The organism is Pseudomonas sp. Pseusp16 (assembly GCF_047324915.1).
In the GTDB taxonomy this organism is placed as follows: domain Bacteria; phylum Pseudomonadota; class Gammaproteobacteria; order Pseudomonadales; family Pseudomonadaceae; genus Aquipseudomonas; species Aquipseudomonas fluorescens_CD.
Window position 1 is genome coordinate 5,114,404 of the sequence record NZ_CP168522.1, and the last position, 14,250, is coordinate 5,128,653.

General features: G+C 57.4%; 12 protein-coding genes. 7 read left to right on the forward strand and 5 right to left on the reverse strand.

Annotated features, from left to right (window positions below; genetic code table 11):
- Positions 1–32 precede the first annotated feature (32 nt).
- Positions 33–812, forward strand: a complete 780-nt coding sequence (locus tag ACEN8Q_RS23140; protein ID WP_413422961.1) for a lysophospholipid acyltransferase family protein — start codon at positions 33–35, stop codon at positions 810–812.
- A 216-nt stretch (positions 813–1,028) separates the two neighbouring features.
- On the opposite strand, the gene ACEN8Q_RS23145 is transcribed toward ACEN8Q_RS23140, so the two are convergent.
- Entirely contained in the window at positions 1,029–2,561 is a 1,533-nt protein-coding gene (locus ACEN8Q_RS23145; RefSeq protein ID WP_413703790.1) for a sensor histidine kinase, read from the reverse strand.
- Positions 2,562–2,730: 169 nt separating this feature from the next.
- Between ACEN8Q_RS23145 and ACEN8Q_RS23150 the strand changes: the two genes are divergently transcribed.
- Positions 2,731–3,447, forward strand: a complete 717-nt coding sequence (locus ACEN8Q_RS23150) for a response regulator transcription factor (protein WP_413422957.1) — start codon at positions 2,731–2,733, stop codon at positions 3,445–3,447.
- 62 nt (positions 3,448–3,509) lie between these two features.
- On the opposite strand, the gene gyrB is transcribed toward ACEN8Q_RS23150, so the two are convergent.
- From gyrB to dnaA, 4 genes are read right to left on the reverse strand one after another with little or no spacing between them, the layout of a single operon-like run.
- Positions 3,510–5,927: a DNA topoisomerase (ATP-hydrolyzing) subunit B gene (gene gyrB, locus ACEN8Q_RS23155; protein ID WP_111283364.1), complete on the reverse strand. Its 2,418-nt coding sequence runs from the start codon at positions 5,925–5,927 to the stop codon at positions 3,510–3,512.
- 5 nt (positions 5,928–5,932) lie between these two features.
- Positions 5,933–7,036, reverse strand: a complete 1,104-nt coding sequence (recF, locus tag ACEN8Q_RS23160; RefSeq protein ID WP_095943030.1) for a DNA replication/repair protein RecF — start codon at positions 7,034–7,036, stop codon at positions 5,933–5,935.
- A gap of 20 nt (positions 7,037–7,056) precedes the next feature.
- A complete protein-coding gene (gene dnaN / locus ACEN8Q_RS23165; protein WP_007969885.1) occupies positions 7,057–8,160 on the reverse strand; it encodes a DNA polymerase III subunit beta in 1,104 nt (367 codons plus the stop codon).
- A gap of 39 nt (positions 8,161–8,199) precedes the next feature.
- Positions 8,200–9,723 carry a chromosomal replication initiator protein DnaA gene (dnaA, locus tag ACEN8Q_RS23170; RefSeq protein ID WP_413703791.1) on the reverse strand — a complete coding sequence of 508 codons (1,524 nt, stop codon included), beginning with the start codon at positions 9,721–9,723 and terminating at the stop codon, positions 8,200–8,202.
- A gap of 566 nt (positions 9,724–10,289) precedes the next feature.
- On the opposite strand from dnaA, the gene rpmH reads away from it, so the two are divergent.
- The 5 genes from rpmH to mnmE all read left to right on the forward strand — a co-directional run bounded on the left by rpmH (position 10,290) and on the right by mnmE (position 14,212).
- Positions 10,290–10,424, forward strand: a complete 135-nt coding sequence (rpmH, locus tag ACEN8Q_RS23175) for a 50S ribosomal protein L34 (RefSeq protein ID WP_003213577.1) — start codon at positions 10,290–10,292, stop codon at positions 10,422–10,424.
- A gap of 16 nt (positions 10,425–10,440) precedes the next feature.
- Positions 10,441–10,842: a ribonuclease P protein component gene (rnpA, locus tag ACEN8Q_RS23180; RefSeq protein ID WP_015097448.1), complete on the forward strand. Its 402-nt coding sequence runs from the start codon at positions 10,441–10,443 to the stop codon at positions 10,840–10,842.
- Positions 10,835–11,080 carry a membrane protein insertion efficiency factor YidD gene (yidD, locus tag ACEN8Q_RS23185; protein ID WP_010207715.1) on the forward strand — a complete coding sequence of 82 codons (246 nt, stop codon included), beginning with the start codon at positions 10,835–10,837 and terminating at the stop codon, positions 11,078–11,080. Before rnpA ends, yidD begins: the two co-directional genes overlap by 8 nt.
- Positions 11,081–11,082: 2 nt before the next feature.
- Positions 11,083–12,762: a membrane protein insertase YidC gene (yidC, locus tag ACEN8Q_RS23190; protein WP_413422951.1), complete on the forward strand. Its 1,680-nt coding sequence runs from the start codon at positions 11,083–11,085 to the stop codon at positions 12,760–12,762.
- Between the two features lie 79 nt (positions 12,763–12,841).
- Positions 12,842–14,212: a tRNA uridine-5-carboxymethylaminomethyl(34) synthesis GTPase MnmE gene (gene mnmE / locus ACEN8Q_RS23195; protein ID WP_413422949.1), complete on the forward strand. Its 1,371-nt coding sequence runs from the start codon at positions 12,842–12,844 to the stop codon at positions 14,210–14,212.
- Positions 14,213–14,250 lie beyond the last annotated feature (38 nt).

A 14,250-nucleotide genomic window follows, 5' to 3' on the forward strand; every position in this document is an offset into this window, starting at 1 on the left:
GACGGGCAACTCCCGCAACGGTAAACGTCACCATGTCGATATTGCAGGCCATCAGAACCTTCCTCTTTTACCTGCTGCTGGGCACCAGCTCCTTGCTGTGGTGCAGCCTGAGCTTTTTTATCGCGCCGTTTCTGCCTTTCAAGGCACGTTATCGCTTCATCAACGTGTATTGGTGCCGCTGCGCCTTGTGGCTGAGCAAAGTGTTTCTGGGTATCCGCTACGAAGTGAAGGGTGCCGAGAACGTACCTGAACAGCCTTGCGTCATTCAGTCGAACCACCAAAGCACGTGGGAGACGTTCTTTCTCTCCGCTTACTTCTCACCGCTAAGCCAGGTGCTCAAGCGTGAGTTGCTCTATGTGCCGTTCTTCGGTTGGGCCATGGCCATGTTGCGACCGATCGCCATCGATCGCGACAACCCGAAAGCCGCGCTCAAGCATGTGGCGCAAAAAGGTGATGAGTTGCTCAAGGACAATGTCTGGGTGCTGATCTTCCCCGAAGGCACGCGCGTTCCTTACGGCACCATCGGAAAATTCTCGCGCGGTGGCAGCGCACTGGCGGTCAACGCCGAATTGCCCGTGCTGCCGATTGCGCACAACGCAGGCAAGTTCTGGCCGAAAACCGGTTGGGCGAAAAAGCAGGGTGTCATCACTGTGATCATTGGCGCACCGATGTATGCCGAAGGCACAGGACCACGAGCCATTGCTGAATTGAACGACCGGGTCCAGGCGTGGAACGAGCAGATGCAACGGGAAATGGGCTCGCTGCCACCGGCTCCGCAAGCGCCGGTATCAAACGATCAGGTGGCTGTCTGAGATTCTGTGGATAACCTGTGTACCGTTTCATTGAAAACCGTCGTTATTTGTACGTAACCTTATGATTTTTTTACATATTTATTTGGATGATAAAAACCATAAAAACGTGCATAAGTATTTTTTGGACGTAAAGAATCCGGCTGATATAGCCGGTTTTTTTATGCCCGGAGCAATTGTTGATTGCCGACATGATCGAGCAACCTGGATCGTTCGCTTTCATTGCATAAACAACGGAAATTGCAGCCTGAATGTCGTGCCCTGACCCACCTCGCTCCGGCACTCGATTCGCCCGCCGTGCCGATCCACAACGGCTTTGACCATCGACAATCCCAACCCCACGCCATCGATACCCTGGGCGGAAGAAAAGCGCCGGTATTGGCTGAACAGTTCAGGTAACTCCTCGGCGGCGATGCCTTTGCCCTGATCGATGAGCTCACAGATCAGCCAGTTGTCGTGTTGACTGACGTGCAAACGGATACGAGTACCGGAAACACTGTACTTGATGGCATTTTCCAGCAGATTGAACAATGCCCGGGTCAGCAGCGACTGATCCGCCAGTACCAGACTTTCCTGTGCCTGCTCTTCCACTTGATGAACCAGTTCGATTTGTTTCAACTGCGCGATGGGCAGCGCCTGATCGAACACATCCAGCACCAGCATCGCAAACAGGCTCGGCTGAAACTGATAAGCCTCGGACTCCGCCCTCGCCAGTTGAACGAAACCGTCAGTCAGTTCCAGGGCCCGGCGTACCTGTAGCTCGATTTGATCAAAGAGCGGCGAATCGCCGCCCACTTGATGACGATGGACATCGAGCAACGCGAGGATGGCCGAGTGAGGCGCCCGCAGGTCGTGAGACAGAAACCGCAACAGGACCGCGCGCTGCTCCTCCGCCTCGCGTTCAACACTCAAATCAGTCAGGTTCCATAGCCAGCCGACCGGAATCTCACCATCTACCGGTAATAGCCCGGCACGCTCCAGACGCAGGCTGCGTTCCTTGAGGTCGCGAAACTCCAGCAGCGGCAGTGTCGATAAGGGCGAACCCGGCCTGCGGTTCATATCCGGATAACCGAGCTGTTTGAGTCGTTCCAGCACATCATCGCCGACCAGATCCCCACCAAACAGGTCACGGGCCTTGCGGTTGCCGAGCAGGATCTGCCCCTGGGGATCGCTGATCAACGTCGCCACCGGCAAGTATTCCAGGCCATCGGCGATGAATCGGTGGGTATCACGGGTCAGGCTCATGGCTTGTTCCAGCGCCACGATTTGTTTCTGCAGACGGTCGCCACCGGAGTACTGGGCACGACGGCGCTCCGGAAACACTTTCGGCTCGCTGTCCAGCCGCGCCAATTCCCAACCGAAATAGGTCAACACCACACTGAGGCGCCGCCAGTTCCAGATCAGATAACCAAATAGCATCCCCAACAGTGCAGGCGTCGGTGACCACCACCATCTCTTGAACTCCGCGAGGCCGGCACTGGTCAGCAACGCACACGCCATCCCCGTAAGCGTCAGCCAGAGCGCCAGGCGCGGACGCCACAGCAACAGCCCGAGTACGCACGTCACCAGACCAAGGGAAAGCAATGCGCTCAAGCCAGGGAATGCATCGTCCAGGTTAACTTGCGCGCGGTAGGACAGCAGTGTCGTCAGCGGCAACAGCACAAGACTTATCCACAACCACTCGCGCACCAATTGCCGAAACAATCGCTGTACCTGGCTTGGCTCCCGGCTTTCATGGCGTTGGTCAAACATGGCCAACAGGGCAGGGCTGAGTGAATGGATTCATGGTTCCTGCGTCTAAGGTGTCGACTCAAGAATCATAGCGGACGCCGCGACCAACGGTGGGCCGCTTGCTTTCACTGTATAGATTGAGCCGCTATCGTCGATAAACAGCAGCCCAAGTGACAAGGAATCACCGTGTATGCGCGTTGCGATTCTGGACGATGAGCCCGCCGAATTACTCCGGGTCGAACAAACCCTGCAACAAATGGCCGAAGCCGGAGAGCAGCCGTGGTCGCTGCACAGCTTCGAACGGACCGAAGAGCTGATGCGTCAACTGCGTCGGGAAACCTTCGACCTGCTGATCCTCGACTGGCAACTGCCCGACCTCACAGGTTTTTCATTGCTGCTATGGACCCGCGAACACATGGAAACGCCGCCTGCGACAATCATGCTCACCAGTCGCGACAGCGAAAGCGATATCGTTCAGGCCCTGAATGCCGGCGCCGATGACTACGTCAGCAAACCGTTCCGCCCCAATGAACTGAAGGCCCGTGTTGGCGCAGTCCTGCGCCGACATGGACAGCAGCGCGCAGCTAGCGAGGGGTTGAGCTTCAATGATCTGGTTTTCGACGACGCCGGGCTGACCGTCACTCGCGACGGCAAACCGATCGTCATGACCGAACGCGAGTACCGCTTGGCGCATTGCCTGTTCAGCAACCTCGGTCGACCGCTGTCGCGAGACTACCTGTACGAACGATTGTGGCCCCATGAAGAAATGTCGTCGTCACGACCGCTGGATACGCACATCTATCGCCTTCGCAACAAGCTGGGGCTGACGGCGGATCGCGGTTGGCAGTTGCTGACGATTTATGGGTATGGGTATAGATTGGAGAGTGTGACGCCGGCGAGTGAGTGAAACGCGGGCAATAAAAAAGGCCAATGCGGATGCATTGGCCTTTTCGTTTGCGTCGACCGGGATCAGAAGTCCAGGTTGGACACCGCCAGGGCGTTGCTTTCGATGAAGTCGCGACGAGGTTCGACCGCATCACCCATCAGGGTGTTGAAGATCTGGTCCGCGCCAATGGCGTCTTCGATGGTCACTTTCAGCATGCGGCGCACGCTTGGGTCCATGGTGGTTTCCCACAGCTGATCCGGGTTCATCTCGCCCAGACCTTTGTATCGCTGGATGGTGTGACGCTTGGTGCTTTCGGCCATCAGCCAGTCCAGGGCTTCCTTGAACTCGGTGACCGATTTACGGCGTTCGCCACGCTGGATGTACGCGCCATCGTCGAGCAGGGTGCTCAGTTGAGCGCCCAGGGAAACAACCGTCTTGTAGTCGTTGCTGCCGAAGAAGTCGCGGTTGAAGGTGACGTAGTTGGACAGGCCGTGGGAGATCAGTTCGACCTCTGGCAGCCACACGCCACGCTCACGGTCTTCACGCAGGCTGGCCTTGTAGACCAGACCCGACTTCTCGACGGTGCGCAGACGCACTTCGTACTGGGCCAGCCAATCCTGCATCGCTGCGTGATCGGACAGTTGCTCCATGCTGACAGCCGGCAGGTAGATGAAGTGCTCGGTCAGTTCCTGTGGATACAGGCGCGACAGGCGCTTGAGGGTCTTCATCACCAGACGGAAGTCATTCACCAGACGCTCAAGGGCTTCGCCGGAGATTCCCGGTGCATCCTCGTTCAGGTGCAGGCTCGCATCTTCCAGGGCCGACTGCGTCATGTACTCTTCCATGGCGTCGTCGTCTTTGATGTATTGCTCTTGCTTGCCTTTCTTCACTTTGTACAGCGGCGGCTGAGCGATGTAGATGTAGCCACGCTCGATCAGCTCCGGCAACTGACGGAAGAAGAAGGTCAGCAGCAGGGTGCGGATGTGCGAACCGTCGACGTCAGCATCGGTCATGATGATGATGTTGTGATAGCGCAACTTGTCGATGTTGTACTCTTCGCGACCGATGCCGCAACCCAGCGCAGTGATCAAGGTGCCCACTTCCTGGGAAGAGATCATCTTGTCGAAGCGTGCCTTCTCGACGTTCAGGATTTTACCCTTGAGGGGCAGAATCGCCTGGGTCTTGCGGTTACGTCCCTGCTTGGCAGAGCCGCCCGCGGAGTCACCTTCCACGAGGTACAGTTCGGACAGGGCAGGGTCCTTTTCCTGGCAGTCGGCCAGTTTGCCCGGCAGGCCGGCGATGTCCAGCGCGCCCTTGCGACGGGTCATCTCGCGGGCCTTACGTGCCGCTTCACGGGCACGGGCCGCATCGATCATCTTGCCGACGACCAGCTTGGCTTCGTTCGGGTTTTCCAGCAGGAAGTCGGAGAAGTACTTGCCCATTTCCTGTTCGACCGCGGTCTTCACTTCGGAAGACACCAGCTTGTCTTTGGTCTGGGAGCTGAACTTCGGATCCGGCACTTTCACCGAAATGATCGCGGTCAGGCCTTCACGGGCGTCGTCACCGGTGGTGGCGACCTTGTGCTTCTTCGCCAGGCCTTCGGCTTCGATGTAGGTGTTCAGGTTACGCGTCAGCGCGGAACGGAAACCTACCAGGTGAGTACCGCCGTCGCGCTGCGGAATGTTGTTGGTAAAGCACAACAGGTTCTCGTTGAAGCTGTCGTTCCACTGCAGGGCGATTTCCACGCCGATGCCGTCTTCACGCTGGATGTTGAAGTGGAACACCTGGTTGACCGGGGTCTTGTTGGTGTTCAGGTATTCAACGAACGCACGCAGGCCGCCTTCGTATTTGAACAGCTCTTCCTTGCCGCTGCGCTCGTCCTTGAGGACGATACCGACACCGGAGTTGAGGAAGGACAGCTCACGAATCCGCTTGGCCAGGATGTCCCAACTGAAGTGGATGTTCTTGAAGGTTTCGCTCGAAGCCTTGAAGTGGATCTGTGTACCGGTGGTTTCGCTGTCGCCAACGATTTTCATCGGTTCTTGCGGAACACCGTGGACGTAAGTCTGTTCCCAGATCTTGCCGCTACGGCGAACGGTCAGGACCAGCTCTTCCGACAGGGCGTTAACTACCGACACACCCACACCGTGCAGACCGCCGGAAACCTTGTAGGAGTTGTCGTCGAATTTACCGCCGGCGTGCAGCACGGTCATGATGACCTCGGCTGCCGAAACGCCTTCTTCTTTGTGTACGTCTACCGGGATGCCACGGCCGTTGTCGCGAACGGTGATGGACTCATCCGGGTGGATGATGATGCTGATGTCGTCGCAGTAGCCGGCGAGCGCTTCGTCGATCGAGTTGTCGACCACCTCGAACACCATGTGGTGCAGGCCGCTGCCATCGTCGGTATCACCAATATACATACCGGGACGTTTGCGTACGGCATCCAGGCCTTTCAGCACTTTAATGCTCGTTGAGTCGTACGTATTTTCTTCGCTCAATGCCTTCACTCCCGATGGTCGTGGGTCTGGGTGATACGGCCCTGTTCCACGTGGAACAGAGCAACTGGCGTTTCCGTCTGCCAGCCTTCCCTCAATAATTCGTGATCTACACAGGTGATAAATACCTGGCAGCGTAAGTCTTCCAACAAGCGGCAAAGCGCGCGACGGTGGTGCTCGTCCAGCTCGGACGGCAAGTCATCCACCAGATAAATACACTGACCGCGTCGAGCCTGGCTGACCAGGTGCCCCTGGGCAATCCGTAATGCGCAAACCACCAACTTCTGCTGGCCACGGGACAAGATGTCCGCGGCGTTGTGCGCGCCCAGTCTGAGACGCAAATCAGCACGTTGTGGTCCGGCCTGGGTATGCCCCATTTGCTGGTCTCGCTGAAGAGACCCGGCAAGCACAGCGCTCAGTTCACGGTCCTTGTCCCAGCCGCGGTAATAGCTGAGCGTCAAGCCTTCAAGCTCAACCAGTTCGCTCAAGGTTTGTTCAAAGACTGGTTTCAAGGCTTTGATATAAGCGCGGCGGTATTCATCAATTTCAGCGCTGGCCTGACACAGTTCCCTGTCCCAAACCGCTTGCGAAACGGCGTCAAGTGTACCATGCCGCAGCCAAGAGTTTCTCTGGCGCAGGGCCTTCTGCAAGCGCTGCCAGGTTGACATGAAGCGCGGTTCCACGTGGAACACGCCCCAGTCGAGAAACTGTCGGCGAATCTTCGGCGCACCTTCCAGCAATCGAAAGCTGTCCGGATTGATCAGTTGCAGTGGCAGGATCTCTGCCAGTTGCGCGGCGCTACGCGCATTCTGCCCATCGATACGGATCTGGAATTCGCCTTGGCGATCCCGGGAAATTCCCAAGGCACTTTGCCCGCCCTCTGCCAGTTCAACCTGGCCAAAGACCGTACAGGCAAGCTGTTCGTATTGAATGACCGGCAACAGGCGGGTGCTGCGAAACGAACGGGCAAGCCCCAGCAGATGGATGGCTTCCAGAACACTGGTTTTGCCGCTGCCGTTGGCGCCGTAAAGAATATTGATGCGGGGGGAGGGGGAGAAGGTCACCGGGTGCAGATTGCGCACCGCGGTGACCGAGACGCGACTTAAGGACATCTAGCTTCTGCTGAGCATGATTACAGACGCATCGGCATGACAACGTAGGCCGAGTCGTCGTTATCCGATTCCTGCACCAGCGCGCTGCTGTTGGAGTCGGACAGGATCAGACGAACCTGCTCGGTGGTCATCACGCCCAGTACGTCGAGCAGGTAGCTCACGTTGAAGCCGATTTCCAGAGAGCCACCGTTGTATTCAACGCCCACTTCTTCTTCCGCTTCTTCCTGCTCCGGGTTGTTCGCCTGGATCTTCAGCTGACCACTGGCCAGTTGCAGACGGATACCACGGTATTTTTCGTTGGACAGAATCGCGGTACGGCTGAACGCTTCGCGCAGAGCCTGGCGATCGCCAAGAACCAGCTTGTCGCCGCCTTTCGGCAGAACGCGTTCGTAGTCCGGGAATTTGCCGTCGACCAGCTTGGAGGTGAAGGTGAATTCACCGGTGGTGGCACGGATGTGGTGCTGACCCAGCACGATGCTGACATTGCCGTCCGGCTCGGTGAGCAGGCGCGCCAGTTCGAGGATACCTTTGCGCGGCACGATGACCTGGTGACGATCCGGCTGGCCGATATCTGCCTGCATCGAGCACATGGCCAGACGGTGACCGTCGGTGGCTACGGCACGGATCACGCCGGCAGAGACTTCCAGCAGCATGCCGTTGAGGTAGTAACGCACGTCCTGCTGGGCCATGGCGAAGCTGGTGCGCTCGATCAGGCGACGCAGTTTGCTTTGCTCCAGGCTGCAGGTCAGCGAACCCGGGCCTTCTTCCACGGTAGGGAAATCGTTGGCCGGCAGAGTCGACAGGGTGAAGCGGCTACGGCCGGCCTTGACCACGAGCTTCTGCTCATCGACCTTGATGTCGATCAGCGCATCGTTCGGCAGGCTTTTGCAGATATCCATCAACTTGCGCGCCGGCACAGTGATGGAACCCGGATCCGCCGGCTCTTCGAGTTGAACACGACCGACCAGCTCGACTTCCAGGTCGGTACCGGTCAGCGACAATTGCTGGCCTTCGACAACCAGCAGCACGTTGGAGAGCACCGGCAAGGTCTGTCGGCGCTCAACGACGCCTGCGACCAGTTGCAGGGGTTTCAACAGGGCTTCGCGTTGAATGGTGAAATGCATGGTCTAGTCCCTTGCCTTAATTAGCTGCGCTGGTGTTCATCAAGTGGTCAGCGTACGCAGCAGGTTCTTGTAGTCCTCGCGGATGTCCGCGTCGGATTCCTTAAGTTCGTTGATCTTGCGGCATGCGTGCAAAACCGTCGTATGGTCGCGACCGCCAAACACATCGCCGATTTCCGGCAGGCTGTGGTTGGTCAGTTCCTTGGACAACGCCATGGCGACCTGTCGCGGACGAGCGACCGAACGCGAACGGCGTTTGGACAGCAAGTCGGAGATCTTGATCTTGTAGTACTCGGCGACGGTGCGCTGAATGTTATCCACAGAGACCAGTTTATCCTGCAACGCCAACAAGTCCTTCAGGGATTCGCGAATCAGCTCGATGGTGATATCGCGGCCCATGAAGTGCGAGTGGGCGATCACGCGTTTGAGCGCGCCTTCCAGCTCACGGACGTTGGAGCGAATACGTTGGGCAATGAAGAACGCGGCGTCGTGAGGCAGCTCGACCTTTGCCTGATCGGCCTTTTTCATCAGGATCGCCACGCGGGTTTCCAGCTCCGGTGGCTCGACCGCTACGGTCAGGCCCCAGCCAAAGCGGGATTTGAGGCGTTCTTCAAGGCCTTCGATTTCCTTCGGGTAGCGGTCACTGGTGAGAATGACCTGCTGGCCACCTTCGAGCAGCGCGTTGAAGGTGTGGAAAAACTCTTCCTGGGAACGCTCCTTGCGGGCGAAGAACTGAATGTCATCGATCAGCAACGCATCCACCGAACGGTAGAAGCGCTTGAACTCGTTGATCGCGTTCAGTTGCAGGGCCTTGACCATGTCCGCCACGAAACGCTCGGAATGCAGGTACACCACCTTGGCATTCGGGTTCTTCTTTAACAGGTGGTTACCCACAGCGTGCATCAAGTGGGTTTTACCCAGGCCGACGCCTCCATAAAGGAAGAGCGGGTTGTAACCATGCTTGGGATTGTCTGCCACCTGCCAGGCGGCGGCGCGCGCCAACTGGTTGGATTTACCTTCAACGAAATTCTCGAAGGTAAAGGTGCGGTTCAGGTAACTGGTGTGCTTGAGCGCACCTTCGACCTGCACGGTACGTTGCTCGGCACGAACCGGAGCCTGTTGCGAACTGGCGCCGGCCATCGGGTCGAAGCTGTCACGGGAAGGTTCTTCCTCGGTGACCTCGGCCACTTTTTGCGTGGCACGCTTGGTCGAAGTCGCGGCAGGTGCTGGCGGTGGCGGACTGGCGGGCGCTTGGGCAGCCTGGGCTTGGGAAGCCGCGGCAGCCAGTGGAGCATTTGGCGCGGCACGAGGTGCCGAACTGCGTTTGCTGCCTATTAATAAGGAAAGCGCAGGCGTCATGCCATTGCCGTGCTCATCGAGCAATTCGAGAACACGCCCCAGGTACTTTTCGTTGACCCAGTCCAGAACAAAACGATTGGGTGCATACACACGCAACTCGTCGCCTTCGGCTTCGACCTGTAGTGGACGGATCCAAGTGTTGAATTGTTGGGCAGGCAGCTCATCGCGCAGAAGCTCCACGCACTGCTGCCAAAGTTCCACTGACACGGATATCCCCTAAGTTGAAAGCCGGTGAGGCAAAAACAAGCGGCCATTGTAGCGACCAGACGCCGACTTATCCACACGTAGGTGGTTCATCGGCCAAGAAGAATCGCCGTGTTATACGCAAAAAAGACGACCAGTGGTCTGTGCATAAGCTCTGTGGATAACCGGGGTTAAAGTCATTGCACAAGTGGGGGCGAAACTCGGTGGATAACCAGCCTGTGGATAAACCAGCCTTCCACACACAGGTTATCCGACAGCGCAGCACAGGCTGAACACCGTTTTCCACTGTAGTTGTCATTCTCTGTACAGTAGGTAAAACATGGCCTGAATCGACTTATCCACAGAAGGGCGCGAGCCTAGCTTTTATAAGCTTTACAGAAAAGCTTTAAATACTTTCCTTTCTTATTTTTATATTTGCCGACGGTTCGTTCAGCGCAAAACGTCTGGAGATCTATTTATAAGGAAACGCTGGTTGGAAATTGACCTGAAGGCTTGCTTTCTCTAGAATCCCCGGTCTCTTAAAACGGGGGCCATTCCGGCCCGTTGTGGACGAACCAGGTAACACGACAATGAAACGTACTTTCCAACCAAGCACTATCAAACGCGCTCGTACCCACGGTTTCCGTGCTCGCATGGCTACCAAGAACGGCCGCGCAGTCCTGTCGCGTCGTCGCGCCAAAGGTCGTGCGCGTCTGGCAGTTTGATAAGCCGGCACTGGAGGTGAGTCAGGACTTCAGTCGGGAAAAGCGTCTGCTTACCCCCCGGCATTTCAAGGCAGTCTTTGACTCCCCTACCGGCAAGGTTCCGGGGAAAAATCTCCTGCTCCTTGCGCGCAACAACGATCTTGATCACCCCCGTCTCGGGTTGGTTATCGGGAAAAAGAGCGTAAAGCTCTCCGTCGAGCGCAATCGCCTCAAACGTCTGATGCGCGAATCGTTTCGCCTGAACCAGGATTCACTGGTCGGTTGGGACATCGTTATCGTCGCGCGCAAAGGTTTGGGTGACGTAGAAAACCCCGAATTGATTCAGCATTTCGGCAAACTCTGGAAACGTCTGGCTCGCAGTTCGCCGGTACCAGCAGTCAAAACCGAAACTGTAGGGGTAGACAGTCCAGATGCGTAAACTGGCACTCGTTCCGATCCAGTTTTATCGCTATGCCATTAGTCCTCTGATGGCCAGTCACTGTCGTTTCTACCCCAGTTGTTCCTGCTACGCGTTAGAAGCCATCGAAAATCATGGCCTTCTTCGCGGTGGCTGGCTGACCTTTCGTCGTTTAGGTCGCTGTCATCCGTGGAATCCCGGTGGTTATGACCCGGTTCCACCTATCCCTACCTCCCGTTCTTCTTCGATGGCCGAGTAATCATGGATATCAAACGCACGATCCTGATCGTCGCCCTGGCAATCGTGTCCTACGTTATGGTTCTTAAATGGAACCAGGACTATGGCCAGGCTGCCCTGCCGACTCAGAATGTTGCCACCAATACGACTGCATCGGGCCTGCCGGATACGGCTTCTGGCTCCAACGCTTCCGCCAGTGACGACATTCCACGTGCTGCAAGCGACACCAGCGCACCTGCCGAAACGCCGGTAGCTGTGAGCAAGGACCTCATCCAGATCAAAACGGATGTACTGGACCTGGCTATCGACCCACAAGGTGGCGATGTTGCCCAACTGACCCTGCCGCTGTATCCGCGTCGTCAGGATCACCCGGAAATTCCGTTCCAGCTGTTCGATAACGGCGGCGAACGTACTTATCTGGCGCAAAGTGGCCTGATCGGCAGCAACGGTCCGGATGCCAGTCCGGCCGGTCGCCCGGTTTACTCCGCGGAGAAGAAGGTTTTTCAACTGGCTGACGGTCAGGACCAATTGGTCGTGGACCTGAAGTTCAGCAAGGACGGCGTCAACTACATCAAGCGTTTCACCCTGAAACGCGGCCTGTACGACGTAACCGTTTCCTACCTGATCGATAACCAGAGCGCCCAGCCCTGGACTGGTGCGATGTTCGCCCAGTTGAAGCGTGACTCCAGCGCCGATCCTTCGTCGACCACGGCTACCGGCACCGCGACTTACCTGGGCGCTGCCCTGTGGACAAGTTCGGAGCCGTACAAGAAAGTGTCCATGAAGGACATGGACAAGGCACCGCTCAAAGAAACCGTCACCGGCGGTTGGGTTGCCTGGTTGCAGCACTACTTCGTGACCGCATGGATTCCGGCCAAGGGCGAAAACAACGTCGTCCAGACCCGTAAAGACAGCAAAGGCAACTACATCATTGGCTACACCGGCCCATCGATGAGTGTTGCACCGGGTGCCAAGGCAGAGACCAGCGCTGTTCTGTACGCCGGTCCGAAAAGCCAGGCCGTGCTGAAACAGTTATCCCCAGGCCTGGAACTGACGGTCGACTACGGCATTCTGTGGTTTATCGCCCAACCGATCTTCTGGTTGCTGCAACACATCCACGCCATTGTGGGTAACTGGGGCTGGTCGATCATCTTCCTGACCATGCTGATCAAAGGGATCTTCTTCCCGCTGTCGGCTGCCAGCTACAAATCCATGGCGCGCATGCGTGCAGTGGCACCGAAACTGGCCGCGCTGAAAGAGCAACATGGTGATGACCGGCAGAAAATGTCGCAAGCCATGATGGAGTTGTACAAGAAAGAGAAGATCAATCCGCTGGGTGGTTGCTTGCCAATCCTCGTGCAGATGCCGGTTTTCCTCTCGCTGTACTGGGTTCTGCTGGAAAGCGTCGAGATGCGTCAGGCGCCGTTCATGCTGTGGATTACTGACCTGTCGATCAAGGATCCGTTCTTCATTCTGCCGATCATCATGGGTGCAACCATGTTCATCCAGCAGCAGCTGAACCCGACTCCACCGGATCCGATGCAGGCCAAGGTCATGAAGCTGATGCCAATCATCTTCACCTTCTTCTTCCTGTGGTTCCCGGCGGGCCTGGTGCTGTACTGGGTAGTGAACAACTGCCTGTCGATCGCCCAACAGTGGTACATCACACGCAAGATCGAAGCGGCTACCAAAGCAGCTGCCTGATTTACACTGTGGATAACCACTCAAAACGCCCCCTAGTGGGGCGTTTTGCTATCTGTCACTTTTGTCTGGATACCGGTTTATGAGCGTTCCTCGTGAAACCATCGCCGCCGTCGCCACCGCTCAAGGTCGCGGTGGTGTAGGCATCGTGCGTATTTCCGGGCCGTTGGCCAGCGTTGCAGCCAAGGCCTTCAGTGGTCGCGAGCTCAAGCCGCGATTTGCCCACTATGGCCCGTTTCTCAGTGAAAACGACGAGGTGCTGGATCAGGGCATCGCACTGTATTTTCCTGGGCCAAACTCGTTCACCGGCGAAGATGTGCTGGAACTCCAGGGTCATGGCGGCCCGATCGTTCTGGATATGTTGCTCAAGCGCTGCCTGGAACTGGGTTGCCGTCTCGCCCGACCGGGGGAATTCAGTGAGCGCGCCTTCCTCAATGACAAACTGGACCTTGCTCAGGCCGAGGCGATTGCCGACCTGATTGAAGCCAGTTCCACCCAGGCTGCGCGAAACGCATTGCGCTCCCTGCAGGGGGCTTTTTCATCACGTGTGCATAACCTCACCGAGCAACTGATCGGCCTTCGAATCTATGTCGAAGCGGCCATCGACTTCCCGGAAGAGGAAATCGACTTCCTCGCCGATGGCCACGTCCTGAGCATGCTCGACAAAGTGCGCGACGAGTTATCCACCGTCATGCGCGAAGCCGGGCAGGGCGCCTTGCTGCGAGACGGTATGACCGTGGTCATTGCCGGTCGTCCGAATGCCGGTAAATCCAGCCTGCTCAATGCACTGGCCGGGCGTGAGGCGGCGATCGTGACCGAAATCGCCGGCACCACCCGGGATGTGCTTCGGGAACATATCCACATCGATGGCATGCCGCTGCACGTGGTGGATACCGCCGGTCTGCGCGATACCGATGACCATGTGGAAAAAATCGGCGTCGAGCGAGCCTTGAAAGCCATCGGCGAAGCGGATCGGGTGCTGCTGGTGGTCGACGCCACGGCACCGGAAGCCCTCGATCCGTTCGCACTCTGGCCGGAATTTCTCGAAATCCGTCCAGATCCCGCGAAAGTGACCCTGATCCGCAATAAGGCCGACCTTACGGGCGAAGCCATTGCCCTGGAGGTCAGCGACGATGGCCACGTCACCATCAGCCTGAGCGCCAAGTCCGGTGGTGTCGGCCTGGAGCTGCTGCGCGATCACCTGAAGGCCTGCATGGGCTACGAACAAACGTCCGAAAGCAGTTTCAGTGCTCGCCGGCGACACTTGGAGGCGCTAGGTCATGCCAGTGCCGCTCTCGAACATGGTCGCGCCCAATTGACCCTGGCTGGTGCTGGCGAATTGTTGGCCGAGGATTTGCGCCAGGCTCAGCAATCCCTGGGAGAAATCACCGGCGCCTTCAGCTCTGACGATCTGTTGGGGCGGATTTTCTCCAGCTTCTGCATCGGCAAGTAGCCCTCCAGTTGTTCACAGACAGGCCATTCGCGCCTGTC